The sequence below is a fragment of the Pedobacter sp. BMA genome, assembly GCF_001027745.1.
GTDB lineage: Bacteria > Bacteroidota > Bacteroidia > Sphingobacteriales > Sphingobacteriaceae > Pedobacter.
The window spans coordinates 560,470-575,226 of the sequence record NZ_LECU01000001.1; the positions used below are offsets into that span (position 1 = coordinate 560,470).

16 protein-coding genes are annotated in these 14,757 nt (G+C 40.3%); 10 read left to right on the forward strand and 6 right to left on the reverse strand.

What is annotated here, in order from left to right; genetic code table 11:
* The first annotated feature begins 17 nt into the window (after nucleotides 1-17).
* The 8 genes from AB669_RS02215 (at nucleotide 18) to AB669_RS02250 (ending at nucleotide 6,535) form a co-directional block, all read left to right on the forward strand.
* A complete protein-coding gene (locus AB669_RS02215) occupies nucleotides 18-422 on the forward strand; it encodes an AraC family transcriptional regulator (protein ID WP_047797620.1) in 405 nt (134 codons plus the stop codon).
* An 87-nt stretch (nucleotides 423-509) separates the two neighbouring features.
* A complete protein-coding gene (locus AB669_RS02220; RefSeq protein WP_047797621.1) occupies nucleotides 510-1,274 on the forward strand; it encodes an SDR family oxidoreductase in 765 nt (254 codons plus the stop codon).
* A gap of 129 nt (nucleotides 1,275-1,403) precedes the next feature.
* Entirely contained in the window at nucleotides 1,404-2,093 is a 690-nt protein-coding gene (locus tag AB669_RS02225; RefSeq protein ID WP_047797622.1) for a CAP domain-containing protein, read from the forward strand.
* A gap of 77 nt (nucleotides 2,094-2,170) precedes the next feature.
* Nucleotides 2,171-2,671 (forward strand): GtrA family protein, encoded by a 501-nt coding sequence (locus tag AB669_RS02230; protein WP_047797623.1) that lies wholly within the window; start codon nucleotides 2,171-2,173, stop codon nucleotides 2,669-2,671.
* A gap of 159 nt (nucleotides 2,672-2,830) precedes the next feature.
* The gene (locus AB669_RS02235; RefSeq protein ID WP_047797624.1) at nucleotides 2,831-4,603 is read left to right on the forward strand and encodes an aromatic amino acid hydroxylase; all 1,773 of its coding nucleotides are present in this window, start codon (nucleotides 2,831-2,833) and stop codon (nucleotides 4,601-4,603) included.
* 99 nt (nucleotides 4,604-4,702) lie between these two features.
* Nucleotides 4,703-5,404, forward strand: coding sequence for an SDR family oxidoreductase (locus AB669_RS02240; protein WP_047797726.1), 702 nt, complete (start codon nucleotides 4,703-4,705; stop codon nucleotides 5,402-5,404).
* Between the two features lie 114 nt (nucleotides 5,405-5,518).
* Entirely contained in the window at nucleotides 5,519-5,893 is a 375-nt protein-coding gene (locus AB669_RS02245) for a DUF4870 domain-containing protein (RefSeq protein ID WP_047797625.1), read from the forward strand.
* Between the two features lie 96 nt (nucleotides 5,894-5,989).
* Entirely contained in the window at nucleotides 5,990-6,535 is a 546-nt protein-coding gene (locus AB669_RS02250; RefSeq protein WP_047797626.1) for a C40 family peptidase, read from the forward strand.
* A gap of 20 nt (nucleotides 6,536-6,555) precedes the next feature.
* Here AB669_RS02250 and AB669_RS02255 read toward each other — a convergent pair whose 3' ends face one another.
* The 3 genes from AB669_RS02255 to AB669_RS02265 all read right to left on the reverse strand — a co-directional run bounded on the left by AB669_RS02255 (nucleotide 6,556) and on the right by AB669_RS02265 (nucleotide 8,970).
* A complete protein-coding gene (locus AB669_RS02255; protein WP_047797627.1) occupies nucleotides 6,556-7,443 on the reverse strand; it encodes a flavin reductase family protein in 888 nt (295 codons plus the stop codon).
* 13 nt (nucleotides 7,444-7,456) lie between these two features.
* Nucleotides 7,457-8,452: a fumarylacetoacetate hydrolase family protein gene (locus tag AB669_RS02260; protein ID WP_047797628.1), complete on the reverse strand. Its 996-nt coding sequence runs from the start codon at nucleotides 8,450-8,452 to the stop codon at nucleotides 7,457-7,459.
* A gap of 62 nt (nucleotides 8,453-8,514) precedes the next feature.
* Nucleotides 8,515-8,970 carry a hypothetical protein gene (locus AB669_RS02265; RefSeq protein WP_047797629.1) on the reverse strand — a complete coding sequence of 152 codons (456 nt, stop codon included), beginning with the start codon at nucleotides 8,968-8,970 and terminating at the stop codon, nucleotides 8,515-8,517.
* A gap of 273 nt (nucleotides 8,971-9,243) precedes the next feature.
* On the opposite strand from AB669_RS02265, the gene AB669_RS02270 reads away from it, so the two are divergent.
* Nucleotides 9,244-10,401, forward strand: a complete 1,158-nt coding sequence (locus AB669_RS02270) for a homogentisate 1,2-dioxygenase (RefSeq protein WP_047797630.1) — start codon at nucleotides 9,244-9,246, stop codon at nucleotides 10,399-10,401.
* Between the two features lie 60 nt (nucleotides 10,402-10,461).
* On the forward strand, nucleotides 10,462-11,592 hold the full coding sequence (gene hppD, locus AB669_RS02275; RefSeq protein WP_047797631.1) for a 4-hydroxyphenylpyruvate dioxygenase: 1,131 nt from the start codon (nucleotides 10,462-10,464) through the stop codon (nucleotides 11,590-11,592).
* 52 nt (nucleotides 11,593-11,644) lie between these two features.
* Here hppD and AB669_RS02280 read toward each other — a convergent pair whose 3' ends face one another.
* The 3 genes from AB669_RS02280 to AB669_RS02290 form a co-directional block, all read right to left on the reverse strand.
* On the reverse strand, nucleotides 11,645-13,381 hold the full coding sequence (locus AB669_RS02280) for a thiamine pyrophosphate-dependent enzyme (RefSeq protein WP_047797632.1): 1,737 nt from the start codon (nucleotides 13,379-13,381) through the stop codon (nucleotides 11,645-11,647).
* Between the two features lie 344 nt (nucleotides 13,382-13,725).
* Nucleotides 13,726-14,244 carry a thioredoxin domain-containing protein gene (locus AB669_RS02285; protein WP_047797633.1) on the reverse strand — a complete coding sequence of 173 codons (519 nt, stop codon included), beginning with the start codon at nucleotides 14,242-14,244 and terminating at the stop codon, nucleotides 13,726-13,728.
* Nucleotides 14,245-14,248: 4 nt separating this feature from the next.
* Entirely contained in the window at nucleotides 14,249-14,710 is a 462-nt protein-coding gene (locus AB669_RS02290; protein WP_047797634.1) for a redoxin domain-containing protein, read from the reverse strand.
* Nucleotides 14,711-14,757 lie beyond the last annotated feature (47 nt).

Sequence of the window (14,757 nt, forward strand, 5' to 3'; positions counted from 1 at the left end):
CCCTAAAAACATCCAGTATGAAAATTCCACAAAAATTCTTTGCCCGACAACATGAAATTGCCGCAGATTATTTACGGGAATTAGATAAGCACCTCGACGATATAGTGTCTGGTAGGGCAACAGAAATGTTTGAGGTACGTGATTTTGCTGAACTGATCCATGTTCACCCCACCCACTTAAGTAATACCATCAAGTCTGCAACCGGACACTCTCCCTGCTACTTTTTTGAAGAACGGTTGATGGAAATTTCTAAATCCATGCTACAGAATGTAAGTATGCCGATTTCTGAAATTGCACGGATTTTAACATACGACCCCTCAAACTTCACCAAATTCTTCAAGCATTTTGCGGGACAAACACCTAAACAATATCGCGAAGAATACTTTCAATCCTTGGCAAATAAGGAAAATGTCACCATATAAAACTTAAGCTGTCACCATTTTTACTTAACGTATCACCATTTTTACTGGTAGTTTCTCTTCAACTTTGTTCTATAAATAAAAAACAAAATGGAAACACAAAATAAAATTGCATTAGTAACTGGCGGAAGTCGTGGATTAGGCAAAAACGCTGCTATACACTTGGCTAAAAAAGGCCTGGATGTAATCATTACCTATCAGTCGAAAAAAGAAGATGCCGAAGAAACGGTAGAACTTTTAAAAAACGTCGGGGTAAAAGCTGCAGCACTTCAGCTGAATGTTGCTGACATCAAAACGTTTGAAACCTTTTTCAATGAAGTAAAGTCAATATTAACATCCGTGTTTAACGCAGAGAAATTTGATTACTTAGTAAACAACGCCGGTATTGGTATTCATGTGCCCTTTGCCGAAACTACTGAAGAACAATTCGACACATTGGTTAACATACAATTTAAAGGCGTATTCTTTCTCACTCAAAAAGCACTGGGCTTGATCAATGATGGAGGGGGAATTGTAAATGTATCAACTGGTTTAGCACGTTTTGCTTTGCCAGGCTATGCAGCCTATGCGTCAATGAAAGGCGCTATGGAAACCCTGACCAAATATCAGGCAAAGGAATTGGGATCGAGAGGCATTAATGTTAATATTGTTGCACCTGGCGCTATCGAAACCGACTTTGGCGGTGGCGTGGTACGCGATAACGAACAAATGAATAAAGGCATTGCATCACAAACCGCATTGGGCAGAGTTGGATTGCCAGATGACATCGGACCTGTTGTCGCATTCTTATGCACCAAAGAAGCAAAATGGATCAATGCACAACGGATTGAAGCTTCCGGAGGCATGTTTTTATAAGTAGAAAATTCACAACCAATATTGCCTGATTCCTCAGAGTCAGGCAATATCACACCCACGTTTCTCCACCCCCGGTAAGCCGACAAAATAAACCCCATAAAATCACGTTATGCTTGCAAAGCAAAAAATGTGATTAAAAAACTATTACCTGTTTTCTTTCTTATTTTAGCCAGTGGAACCGCAAATGCCCAGCGGTGGACTGATGCCGAATTTCGAAGAGCCAATACTGCAGCAACAGCAAACTACCTTACCAATGAAGAGAAAAATATAATCCTGTATCTCAACCTCATTCGAATTGATGGTGAGAAATTTTATTACACTTTTTTGGAAGATTACTTTAATACCTACAACGCAAAAGTTAAACAATACCGCAATTACAACGAATTGCGTCTTACCCGAAACAACCCCTATTACACGTCATTGCTCAAACACTTAAAGGGCATAAAAAACCTGCCGGTATTCTACCCTGATGAAAAACTAACGGTATTGAGCCGCAGCCATGCGCAGGATCTAAACCGGAACAATTTAGATACCCATGAAAGCAGTAACGGCGATAAATTCTCTAAAAGACTGTCCAGATACTTTCCCAACAAAGCCATGAGCGAAAATATAGATTTCGGATATTCAAATAGCCTGGATATCGTTTGTCACCTGCTTTTGGATTGTGGCGTACCATCCCTTGGCCACCGCTTCAATATGCTCGATCAGAAATATAAGTTAAATACCGTCGGCATCAGCATTCAGCCACACCCCTCTTACACTTGGTGTGCAGTAATGGACTTTGTAGCATTACCTGCTTATACCGCTGGTAAACCATAGTTTACCAGAATATCAATATAATTTTCTGAAGGTTTTTATTAAAAAAACTACCTTTGCCCAAACACCACAAACAATTCATGCGCAAAGCTATTTTAGCATTCATCGATTTTTTCTATCCCCCTTTCAGAAGATTTGTATCCTTGCATAACTTCAGATACCTTGCAACTGGTGGAAGTACATTCGTTTTGGGCCTTGTAATGTTTTGGGTAGCTTACAATTACATATTCCTTACTGAAGAGGTTAAAGTATTATTCTTCACCCTAAAGCGCAATACAGTTTCCCTGGCTGTTGAATTTGTTGTTGTGATTCCTTATAGCTTCATCCTCAACAAATACCTTATTTTTACCCACAGCGAGGTTAAATCCCGCACACAGTTATTTCGTTTCATCAACCTGCAGTTTATAAACATGTTATTAAACTATGTTTTACTGAAGTTTTTTGTCGAAATAATGGGCATATATCCCACTGTTTCAAGATTGGTTGTGCAAGTCGGAATCGCCTTGTTCAGCTATTTATATCAGCACTACTTCACCTTCAGTGTAAAAAAAATCGGCGGCAATAAAGGCAAAAAGAACTAGTCCCACCCAAGATCAATTCAGCCTTCCTCTCATTTCGTGTAAAGCTGCACACAAAATGGATATGCACAAAATCAGGGCTTAAATAAACGCCATACTTCTTGCTTAGCTAATCGCAACAAGCTAACTTAGTGCTCAACCAACTTATTCATCATAATAGCAATGAGCCATTTTAACGACTTTAGTAATCCACAGGTTGCGAAATTGCCCAATCATTTAAAGCAGTTTATCGTTAATCAGAACTATGGAAAATACACCCCAATAGATCAGGCAGTATGGCGATACGTCATGCGTCAGAATTATAGCTACCTGAAAAATGTTGCTTACTACCCTTATATCAAAGGCTTGCAGCGGGCCGGTTTAAGCATTGAACATATCCCCGACCTGCAAACCATGAACGATAATCTAGGCAAAATCGGTTGGGGAGCAGTTACCGTTGATGGTTTTATACCGCCTGCGGCCTTTATGGAATATCAGGCTTACAAGGTTTTGGTTATCGCCGCCGATATCCGTCAGATTAACCACATCGAATATACACCCGCTCCGGATATTATCCATGAAAGCGCAGGTCATGCACCCATAATAGCCGATGCCGATTATAACAATTACCTGAGCTACTTCGGATCCATAGGAGCAAAAGCAATGTTTTCGGCAAAAGATTTCGAACTTTACGAAGCAATTCGAAAACTTTCTATACTAAAAGAAGCAAACGATGCCGATGAAATGGAAATTGCTAAAGCCGAAAAAAACCTGCGCTACATCAGTGAAAACATGGGAGAACCATCTGAAATGGCACTTCTTGGGCGACTGCACTGGTGGACAGTCGAGTATGGGTTAATTGGTACGCTGGAGGATCCTAAAATTTATGGCGCAGGCTTACTTTCTTCAATTGGCGAAAGTGCCACATGTATGCAGAACGACGTCGAAAAATTATGGTATAGTATCAATACGATAAACCATCAGTACGACATCACAAAACCGCAACCACGGCTTTTTGTTACACCAACATTTCAAAATCTGATTGATGTACTGGAACAATTTGCCGACACCATGGCGTTTCGTCGCGGCGGATCAGAAAGTGTATTAAAAGCCATCGCATGCAAAAACGTTGCAACAGCAGTTTACTCATCTGGATTGCAGGTTTCCGGGATATTTACTGATATAGGCATCGATACCAATGATGAGCTTACCTTCATTAAAACTACTGGTCCATCTGCATTAGCCTTCGAAAACATACAGCTTAATAACCATGGAAAAAATTACCATACTGATGGGTTCTCATCTCCTGTGGGTCAACTTAAAGGATCAGCTAAACTACTAGAAAATTATACTGACGCGGAAATTGCTGCGTTGAAAACGGGCGACAAAACCGGACTGACTTTCGAAAGCGGAATCAAAGTAACCGGAAAAGTCACCAACCTGTTGAGAAAAAATGGAAAGCTACTATTAATTACATTCGAAGAATGTACAGTTACCGAGAGCAACAACAATATTCTGTTCAGGGCCGAATGGGGTACCTATGATATGGCCGTAGGAAGTAAAATTATATCTGTCTTTAATGGCGCCGCCGATAAAGATGCTTACGAAGAAATAACCCCCGTTAGCACTGAAAAAACGCATCAGCTACAGTATGATGAAAAAACAAAAAATCTGCATAATCTATACAAACGTGTTCGTGAGATCAGGGAAAATAATGAATCGCTTGATGAATTAAACGATATTTTCGATAAACTGAAACAACAACACCGGCAAGACTGGCTTTGTGCCCTCGAGATTTTAGAACTGATTGCTCAAAAACCCCGGTACACCAGGCTCGAAAAGGAACTCATGATATACATCGAAATAAAAGCGGCCAAAGAGCCTGATCATCATAAATTAATTCTAGATGGATTACACGTAATCAAACACCCGGTATCACAGTTGCTATCAAATTAAGTACAAGGTTGTGAAATAACTTCAATAACATTCAGAAAAGGTTTAATAACTTTGTGCCATGTTGCTGCTTTAACCGGTAACATGCCAAAAAACCCAGAGATGAACATTATAATTACAGGAGCAAGCAGTGGAATTGGTTTCGAAGCTGCACTAGAATTTAGCTTACAGAAACAAAATAAAATTGTCGCCATAGCACGTACTGCCGATAAATTACGTAAGCTTTTGGAAATTGCGCGAAGCATTAACCCTGAATGCACATTGCTTCCTGTAGAATTCGATATAGTGAATGATGACTATGCCGCATTACTACCATTCCTCAAAGAGCGCTTAGGCAACATTGATATCCTGATCAATAACGCAGGAAGCTTAATCAATAAGCCATTCCTGGAAACAACGGAAGCCGATTTGGGAGAAATGCTGCAAAGCAATGTTATCGCTCACTTCAGGATGATCCAAAATGTTTTACCATTGATGGGAAGCGGTAGCCACATTGTAAATATTGGTAGTATGGGCGGCTTTCAGGGAAGTGTAAAATTCCCGGGTCTATCGGCATATTCCGCCAGCAAAGCTGCCCTGCATACCTTAACAGAGTGCCTGGCATTTGAACTCGCAGAAACAGGTATAAAAGTAAACTGCCTGGCCTTGGGATCAGCTCAAACTGAAATGCTGGAAGCTGCTTTTCCTGGATATCAAAGCCCTGTTATGGCATTCGAGATGGGTAAATACATCGCTGATTTTGCAAAAACCGGACACAAATTTTTTAATGGAAAAATTTTACCGGTTGCAGTAACTACACCATAGCTAAATCTTATCAGGTGTGAATAGGATCTCAAACAAAATCTCAACTTGTTTGTTAAAAAAAGCGTTTAGTAAACAATACTGAAAACCAAACCTAAAACCTCTTAAAAATCATCTATGGAAACTAATGCTAATTTCAAAACGCAGGGCGACGGAAAAACTGCTGCAATTGTAAGTTATTTTACTATCGTAGGATGGCTGATTGCCTATTTCGCACTCCACAAAGACAACAAAACAGAATTAGGTAGCTATCAGCTTAGGCAAACATTGCTTTTTGCCATTGTGTCAACAGTTCTGGGCTGGGGACTGGCAATCCTGCTCACCGCAGTAATATTAACTACTGGTGTGGGTTCTTTCGGCTTCCTGGGCTCAGCGGTACAACTGGCCTTGTTTGTACTATGGTTAATTGGGCTAATCGGTGCAATACAGGGCGAAAAAAAGCCCATTCCATTAATAGGAGAAAGAGCTCAAACCTTGTTCCCAGGGATTTAACCTCAAAAAGCTTCAGAATATCTGAAGCTTTTTTTTTTACTCATTTTCAACATTTTAATTCACTCTGGATATTTTTTATATCTTTGAGATTAACATATGAAGAAAATAATAATCCCGATTTTGTTTTTCATTTTGTCTGCCACGGCAGGAAAAACCCAAACAATCATCCCATCTCAATACCAGGAGTTGATTAAAAACTTAATATCAAACCTTCCGAAAGAAACTAAGGAATTGGTAAAGGAAAATGAAACCAGCTCCGAATCCTTAATTGACTTTGCGAAAAGCATGCTAGGCATACGATATCGTTATGCCACCAGCAATCCAAAATTAGGATTTGATTGTTCAGGATTTGTAAGCTATGTGTTTAGTAATTTCGGATTTAAAGTACCGCGCTCATCAAGAGAGTTTAGCTATACAGGTAAAGAAACTACCCTTGAAGATGCAAAAGTAGGAGACGTACTCATCTTCACAGGAAGCAATTCCAGAGTAAGAAGAATTGGCCATGTTGGTATCGTATACTCAATAGATGCGGATGGAATTAGATTCATTCATGCCTCGTCAGGAAAGGCACACAGTGTAACCATTACGCCACTGAATGGCCACTATAAAACCCGGTTCATGAAAATCGTGAGTATCCTTTAATTATCGCTTGATAAGAAATGTTAAAGTAAAACTATCTTTAACGCAATGTCTACATTTCCCGTTTGAAGAAAGCTTTTTGCAAGCTCATGTAATTCTCTTTCCCGATTGGTAGGGTCACCAATCGTAGCATCCATAATTTCCTTAACTTCAGGGTTCAACATAACCAGGTCAACTTCGTCCTCACTCGGAAGCTGCTCCACATTTCCCAGCATCCCTAAATCATTTCCCGTTAACACTTTCGATAATCTCACCGCTTTAGGCAACTGGTCAACGCCTATGCCTAATCGGGCAAGCGGCTTAGCAACCTTGAACAAATTTTCAGAAGTGACTCTGCAATACCAGTCCCCTCCCAAACGAGCCACCAGATCTATTTTCTGCTGATCAACTTTTCCATCATGATCCAGAATTGCCTCATTAATATGAATCAGTTTTACTTCCGCTAAAACTAAATTTCCGGCACCGTGCACATCTCCAAGAGAAATAACATCATTAACGACGCACTCAAGCTGAACAGGTGCCTCGGCAACCCGTGGCGGAGCTACCGTTTCTGATTTTAACATGGTAAAACCTGCTTTTTCAAATTCGTTCACATCCTTACCATATTCAGTACTGGCCAAACTCATTTGCTGCACCATGTCGTAATTCACAATATTGATTACACACTCCTTCACCTGAAGCACATTCTCAAGCGTATGCTTCGTTGTATTGTCACGTACTCGCCTTGATGGCGAAAACACACAAATCGGTGGTTTTGTACTAAACATATTGAAGAAACTGAACGGACTTAAATTCACATTGCCCGCCTCACCTACTGTGGAAGCAAAACAAATTGGCCGCGGAGCAATGGCATATTGCAGAAAATGCTGCAGTTCAACAGCCGATAATTCTTCAGTCTTTAATGTTAGCATGTGTAGCAGCCTCTTATTTTTTCAGCCCAAGAATTGAAAAATCAGTGTCAGCCCGGGTAATTGTATTTGTCAGTGCACCTAAACCGGTGATCTCCATTTCCACAACATCTCCAGGCTGCAACCATTGTACCTGATAACCTGGATCATTTAACAGTCCCGTACCGTTAAGCTCTAAAAAACAGCCCGTACCTACAGTTCCGGAGCCAATTACATCACCGGGTAAAATGTCTACCCCATATGCGCAGCGCTCAATAATCTCAGCAAATGTCCAGTCCATATCTGCTGCGTTGCCTTTTGATACCTCTATACCGTTAACCCGGCAGGTCATTTTCAAATGGTGAGCATTTCCGGTATGTCCTTCTTTACAAGGAACCTTATAAGGCTCAAGCTCATCTGGAGTAACTAACCAGGGGCCTATTGTAGTGGCAAAATCTTTACCTTTCGCCGGGCCAAGGTTTAAAAGCATTTCTTCCATCTGCAATGTCCTGGCACTCATGTCGTTCATCACCATATATCCGGCAATATATTCATCCGCTTCACTTGCCCTTATATTTCTACCCTTTTTGCCAACTACAATAGCAAGTTCAAGTTCGAAATCAAGCTTATCAAAATGATCTGGCATACACTCAATTTCTCCGGTACCTTGTATTGCGTTATGATTGGTGAAATAAAATATAGGATATTCATCAAATTCAGGTATCATTTCAACTTTCCGGTTTCTGCGTGCAGCAGCCACGTGTTGCCTGAAAGCATAGCCATCTCTGCAACTGGTTGGATGAGGAACAGGTGCCAGAAGCTCATAGAAAATTTCTTCTTTTGCACCAATTGAACCATTTTTAATCTCTTCATCTACCTTTTTCGCCCTTTCCATCAGCACCTCTCCACCATTCAAAAACTCACGCATGCTATCAGGAAGCAATTTATCACAGCTATTCAGGTTGTAAATGTGGCCATTTATAAAAACGCCAAGGTGGGCGCTATCTTCGGTTTTGTAAGATACTAGTTTCATATAATTTGGTTAGAATACTGTAAAGCTAAATAATTTTAACAACCAGCCAATACGCAACAATGTTATTTTACAACCGTAAATTGCTTTAAGTTGTCCTTAATCATCGGAAAATCTTTAGCCTGTAATGCTTTATATTTTTTCTTCGTCGAAATTACATTTCCAAGAAATGTTCCTGCTGCAATCCCGGCAGGTACCCCCGCAACAATCAGTACCAGAGATTCAGCAATCTTGTCACTCTTCGCGGCAAAAGCAAAGAACGCAACACCTCCGGCAATGGCAAGTGGCGCAACAAAACCTTTACGCTGAATATGAAGTGCAACAATACTGTCTGCGCTTAATTTAACCGTATCCTGCCGGTTCCTGATCAATGTTAAACCATCATCAGAAGCAGCATAGAAATCTCCTCTTGTCATTTTTCCTCCACGATCTTCCACTTTAATTTTGAAGTGTGGCCGCTGCTGCGAATAACCCGCATAACCGATAGTTACACAAAAAATAACTGTTAAAATAAATCTCATCTTGGGAACGATTGTAATTAGTTAAAGGTAAATTAAAATTTCAATTTTCAAATAATATACTTACCTTGTATCAATAAGAACATGATCTTAAAAGCATTACATATCACCTTAGTTAATGATGCCATTGCTGCACGTCGCTACAAAATGCTATCTAAACTGATCATGGCTCAATATTCTCTTTAGTATCCTTACTCTTTTCTATTAATCGAAAACGCATTTGCGCTCCGATTGTTCATCAATTGAGATTTTTTTTCTAACCATAATTTCTTTGTTATGCCTGTTTACCACAAATTAGGGCAAATACCCCCTAAACGCCATACGGTTTTCCGCAAACCCGATGGGAATCTCTATGCCGAAGAACTTGTTTCTACAGAAGGCTTTTCCAGCTTATATTCTTTAGTTTACCATTCCTACCCCCCAACAATTGTGAAGCATTTAGGAGAACCCTACAACGTGGAACCAAATGTTGCGCGAGAAAAGCATTTAAAACACACAAGTCTCATCGGCTTTAAAATTAAACCCGAAGATGATTATTTGAAGAGCCGGAAACCCATACTCGTAAACAGCGATTTACACATTGTACTGGCCGCCCCCAGAAAGTCAATGACTGACTACTTTTACAAAAACAGCCAGGCAGATGAGCTGATTTTCGTTCACGAAGGCACCGGAAAACTCAAAACAGGATTCGGTGAAATCAGCTTCGCTTATGGCGATTACCTGATCATTCCAAGAGGAACAATTTATCAGATGGAATTTAATGACGAAAATAACCGCTTATTCATCGTAGAAAGTTTCAGCCCCTTAAGACCACCTAAACGTTACCTTAACCAGTATGGCCAGCTGATGGAACATGCACCGTATTGTGAGCGGGATTTGAGACTTCCTCAAAATCTGCAAACTAACGATGAGCATGGAGATTTCAATGTATTAATCAAAAAACAAGGTTTAATTTACCCTTATACCTATGGAACACATCCATTTGATTATATCGGATGGGATGGCTATCATTATCCTTATGCCTTATCAATTCATGATTTCGAACCCATAACCGGGCGTTTACATCAGCCTCCACCAGTCCATCAGACTTTTGAAGGGCATAACTTTGTGGTTTGTTCTTTTGTCCCCAGAAAATATGACTACCACCCCGAGTCCATTCCGGCACCATACAACCACAGTAATGTAGATAGCGATGAAGTATTATATTATGTAGATGGAGATTTTATGAGCCGGAAAAGTGTTGTAAAAGGACAAATTACCCTTCATCCCGGTGGTATTCCTCATGGACCCCATCCCGGAACCGTAGAAAAATCCATAGGAAAAGAAAAAACAGATGAGCTTGCAGTAATGATTGATCCCTTCAAGCCTTTAATGCTTACACAAGACGCCCTTGATATCGAAGACGAGAATTATTATCAAAGCTGGAAACAGTAAATTGACCATGAAACAATTAAAATAATAAACGCACACCCAATCAATAAAACAACAAATACAATGGAAACATTAACATTTGCAGAAAAGATAGCTAAAGCACAGGATTTCCTGCCTATTAATGGAACAGACTATATCGAATTTTACGTGGGTAATGCCAAACAGTCTGCACACTACTATAAAACAGCATTTGGATTTCAAAGCCTGGCCTATGCAGGTCCCGAAACGGGCGTCAGAGATCGGGCCTCTTACGTATTGCAGCAGGGTAAAATCCGAATTATCCTCACAACAGCGCTGAAATCTGACCACCCCGTCGCCGAACATGTTAAAAATCATGGGGATGGCGTAAAAGTGCTCGCACTATGGGTCGATGATGCCTACAGTGCGTTTGAAGAAACAACAAAGAGAGGCGCAAAACCTTATCTGGAACCAAAAACAATTACAGATGAAGATGGCGAAGTCAGGATGAGTGGCATTTATACCTACGGGGAAACAATTCACATGTTTATCGAACGCAAAAATTACAATGGTACATTCATGCCTGGATACAGGGAATGGATAAGTGACTACAATCCCTTGGATGCAGGCTTGCTATACATCGACCACTGCGTAGGCAATGTAGGTTGGAACCGCATGAACGAAGCCGTAAAATGGTATGAGGAGGTAATGGGTTTTGTAAATATCCTCTCTTTTGATGATAAACAAATTAACACCGAATACTCCGCATTAATGAGTAAAGTAATGAGTAATGGTAACGGCTATTCAAAATTTCCGATCAATGAACCGGCCGAGGGTAAAAAGAAATCGCAAATCGAAGAATACCTTGAATACTATGAGGGAGAAGGCGTTCAACACATCGCAGTAGCAACAAAAGATATTGTGAAAACAGTAAAAGATTTAAAATCCCGGGGGGTTGAATTCCTAAGTGCGCCTCCGGAAGCTTATTATGATATGATGCCACAGCGTGTGGGTCAGATTGATGAAGAAGTCTCACTGTTAGAAAGTTTAGGAATTTTGGTCGACTGCGACGAAGAAGGCTATCTGCTTCAGATTTTCACTAAACCGGTAGAAGATCGTCCAACATTATTCTTCGAAATTATACAGAGAAAAGGAGCACAAAGTTTTGGAGCCGGTAATTTCAAAGCATTGTTTGAGTCCCTCGAAAGGGAACAGGAACTACGGGGAAACTTATAATTACTAAATTCGTCATTCCCCTCTACAGGGAATGACGAATACGTACGATTCCTTACAAAACCTCTCCCAGGTGCTTGTAGTTCGATTTAATCGTGTCAAAAACTTCACTCATTTTTCCTCCAAGCATGAGTTTAGTCATTGACTCAGTCATACCCTTAATTTGTTTCCATTCTATTTTCGGAGGCATAGCCAATGCATTTGGATTAGTCATAATATTCAACAGCACCGGACCATCTTCACTTAAAGCATGGGCAATAGCAGTTTCAACATCTTCAGGCTTTGAAACGGTCATCCCTTTAAAACCCATCGCTTGCGCAACCAATGCAAAATCCGGATTGATCATGTCTGTTTCGTTATCAGGTAAGCCATCTACCTCCATCTCTAATTTAACCATTCCCAAAGCCCTGTTATTAAATACAATAAGTTTTACAGGTAGGTTATACTGCTTTATAGTGGCAATGTCCCCCAGAAGCATCGATAAACCTCCGTCCCCACACAATGCAATAACCTGCTTTTCAGGATGAGCTAAAGCCGCACCGATAGCCATTGGCATTGCATTCGCCATGGATCCATGATTAAATGATCCGAGCATTTTACGTTTCCCTGTGCCATCAATAAACCTGGCGCCCCAAACACAGCACATACCTGTATCTACAGTAAAAATGGCATCGCTTGATGCAATCCGGTTGAGTGTGTCTGCAACAAATTCTGGCTGAATCCTGTTTTCTTCTCCTTGATCTTTAATATAAACCTGTTGGTTTTCCTTTACCTTTTCGTAAAACTCCAGTTGTGATTTTAAAAAATCATCGTCAGTCTTCTCTTCCAAAAGCGGGAGTAAAGCCGCAATGGAATCGGCAATATTACCACACAACCCCATAGTTAGTTTTGCCCTTCTGCCTAAACGCTCAGGCCGCTCATCAATTTGAACAATCTTATTTTTTACAGGCATGAAATTGACATAAGGGAAGTCTGTACCTAAAAGTAACACAACATCGGCCTCATGCATTGCATGATAACCCGAAGGCTGTCCCAATAACCCAGTCATCCCTACCTCGTAAGGATTATTGTGCTGTATACTCATTTTCCCCCTGAAAGAAAATGACACGGGGGATTTTAATCGTGACGCAAGTGCAACAACCTCATCATGAGCCTCAGCAGCGCCAATGCCACAATAAAGCGTAATTTTCTTCTCGGAATTTAACAGCAATGCAAGCTCACCCAATTCTTCCTCGGAAGGACGAACAACTGGCTTATTACTAAAAAACTGCATAGAGGTTACACTTTCGACTGCGTCCATTTGAGAAACGTCGCCTGGTAATCCGAAAACGGCAACACCTTTTTGATGTATGGCATGTTGTAAAGCAGTTTGAAGCATTCTCGGTGCCTGTTCTGGTGTGGTGGCTATCTGATTATAAAAGCTACAATCGTCAAAAAGTTTTATAGTATTAGTTTCCTGAAAAAAATCCATTCCAAATTCACCGGTTGGTATAGTGGAGGCAATTGCAATCACCGGTACGTGTGAGCGATGGGCGTCATATAAACCATTAATCAGGTGTACATGCCCCGGACCGCAGCTACCTGCACAACAGGCGATACCGTCTAGTTCCGCTTCAGCCGCAGCGGCAAACGCACCCGCCTCTTCATTACGAACATGGATCCACTTGATCTTTCCGTTTTTCCTAACGGCTTCATTAAAATAATTCAGGCTATCTCCCGTAACGGCATAAATTCTTTTTACACCAGCTTCTACCAGCATTTCTACCAGTTGCTCTGCTACATTTTTACTCATGGCTTATCTTTTAACATCCATAATCCCGATGATCACAGATAATTAATAAATAAAAAAAGAAAAATATTGTTTTGAGGATTCAGGCTTAAAATATCAATCTGACTTGAAAAAGACTTTAAGGATTGATTCGTTGATGCAGAATTCAATTTCTTCACCTAAACTTCATAATTGAACCGCACCTTTGAGATAACAAAACACCAGAAGCGATTTCCGTTTTGTTAAATTCTAAAAACTCATAATTAGTTTTTTAGTTTTCCGGTTACCCTTATCTGATACCTCATGTATTGAAAAATACATGAGGTTTTTTATTTCAGAAGGTTTTCACACAAGGTAATGAATTGAAACTACTCAGTACTTTCTTTAAGCATGGCATACAAATCTGTTGCTCCGCCATCGAATTTCGTTCCATTAACGTAAAATGAAGGAGTGCCGTTTACACCACTCCTAATGCCGCTTTCAAAGTCAGATTCGACTTTTTCTTTAACACCTTCTGATGATAAATCTGCAGCAAACTGATCAAGATCCAGGCCCAGTGCTTCTGCAAGTTCATCAAAAAGGCCTTCTTCCAATCGGTACTGATTTTCATAAATAGCATCATGCATCTCCCAAAACTTATCCTGTAAAGCCGCAGCTTCGGCAGCCAGAGAAGCAGCATAAGCAAATTCGTGAGCTTCCCGCAATGGAAAGTTCCGGAAAACCAGTTTGACCTGGTCGCCAAAGGTCTCTTCAATCTCCTTTAAAATAGGATAGGCATTTCCGCAATGCGGACACTGGTAATCACCAAACTCTACAATGGTGATTGATGCATCGCTACTTCCCTGTACATGATCTTTTGTGCCCACTTCTGGCTTTAATGTGCTCATATTCCTATCCTTTTTCAAGTTCTTCTAATACATCCAAAATTCCGTCGGCACCAGGATTAACAGCAGTGGGTGATAAATAACTCCATGCTATTTTCCCTTCTTTATCAATAACAAATAATGCTCTTTTACTTTCACCCAATTCATCATCATAAACACCATAGGCTTTCGAAACGGAACCTTTTGGTTCAAAATCAGCTAACAAAGGGAAATGGAGTTTGCGGTCATTTGAAAAAGCCATATGGCACCAGCCACTGTCAACAGAAATCCCGAAAATCTGTGCATTGTGTTTGGTAAAATATTTAAGCATTTCATTGTATAGTGCCATTTGATCACTACACACCGGACTCCAGTCTGCAGGATAAAATGCCAGAATTACATTTTTACCAAGAAAATCTTTAAGTTTTATTTTTTGATCGGGCGTAGCATTCAATTCAAAATCTGGTGCTACAGTACCTTTTTCTAACATATATCCGGGTTTTAAATTCAAATCATTTTTTAATATTTAACAGCTCA

What these genes read in the sequence shown, in the direction of transcription:
- AB669_RS02215 (WP_047797620.1), top strand. Translation starts at nt 18, where the DNA reads ATGAAAATTCCACAAAAATTCTTTGCCCGACAACATGAAATTGCCGCA.
- AB669_RS02220 (WP_047797621.1), top strand. Translation starts at nt 510, where the DNA reads ATGGAAACACAAAATAAAATTGCATTAGTAACTGGCGGAAGTCGTGGA.
- AB669_RS02230 (WP_047797623.1), top strand. Translation starts at nt 2,171, where the DNA reads ATGCGCAAAGCTATTTTAGCATTCATCGATTTTTTCTATCCCCCTTTC.
- AB669_RS02235 (WP_047797624.1), top strand. Translation starts at nt 2,831, where the DNA reads ATGAGCCATTTTAACGACTTTAGTAATCCACAGGTTGCGAAATTGCCC.
- AB669_RS02240 (WP_047797726.1), top strand. Translation starts at nt 4,703, where the DNA reads ATGAACATTATAATTACAGGAGCAAGCAGTGGAATTGGTTTCGAAGCT.
- AB669_RS02245 (WP_047797625.1), top strand. Translation starts at nt 5,519, where the DNA reads ATGGAAACTAATGCTAATTTCAAAACGCAGGGCGACGGAAAAACTGCT.
- AB669_RS02250 (WP_047797626.1), top strand. Translation starts at nt 5,990, where the DNA reads ATGAAGAAAATAATAATCCCGATTTTGTTTTTCATTTTGTCTGCCACG.
- AB669_RS02255 (WP_047797627.1), bottom strand. Translation starts at nt 7,443, where the DNA reads ATGCTAACATTAAAGACTGAAGAATTATCGGCTGTTGAACTGCAGCAT.
- AB669_RS02260 (WP_047797628.1), bottom strand. Translation starts at nt 8,452, where the DNA reads ATGAAACTAGTATCTTACAAAACCGAAGATAGCGCCCACCTTGGCGTT.
- AB669_RS02265 (WP_047797629.1), bottom strand. Translation starts at nt 8,970, where the DNA reads ATGAGATTTATTTTAACAGTTATTTTTTGTGTAACTATCGGTTATGCG.
- AB669_RS02270 (WP_047797630.1), top strand. Translation starts at nt 9,244, where the DNA reads ATGCCTGTTTACCACAAATTAGGGCAAATACCCCCTAAACGCCATACG.
- hppD (WP_047797631.1), top strand. Translation starts at nt 10,462, where the DNA reads ATGGAAACATTAACATTTGCAGAAAAGATAGCTAAAGCACAGGATTTC.
- AB669_RS02280 (WP_047797632.1), bottom strand. Translation starts at nt 13,381, where the DNA reads ATGAGTAAAAATGTAGCAGAGCAACTGGTAGAAATGCTGGTAGAAGCT.
- AB669_RS02285 (WP_047797633.1), bottom strand. Translation starts at nt 14,244, where the DNA reads ATGAGCACATTAAAGCCAGAAGTGGGCACAAAAGATCATGTACAGGGA.
- AB669_RS02290 (WP_047797634.1), bottom strand. Translation starts at nt 14,710, where the DNA reads ATGTTAGAAAAAGGTACTGTAGCACCAGATTTTGAATTGAATGCTACG.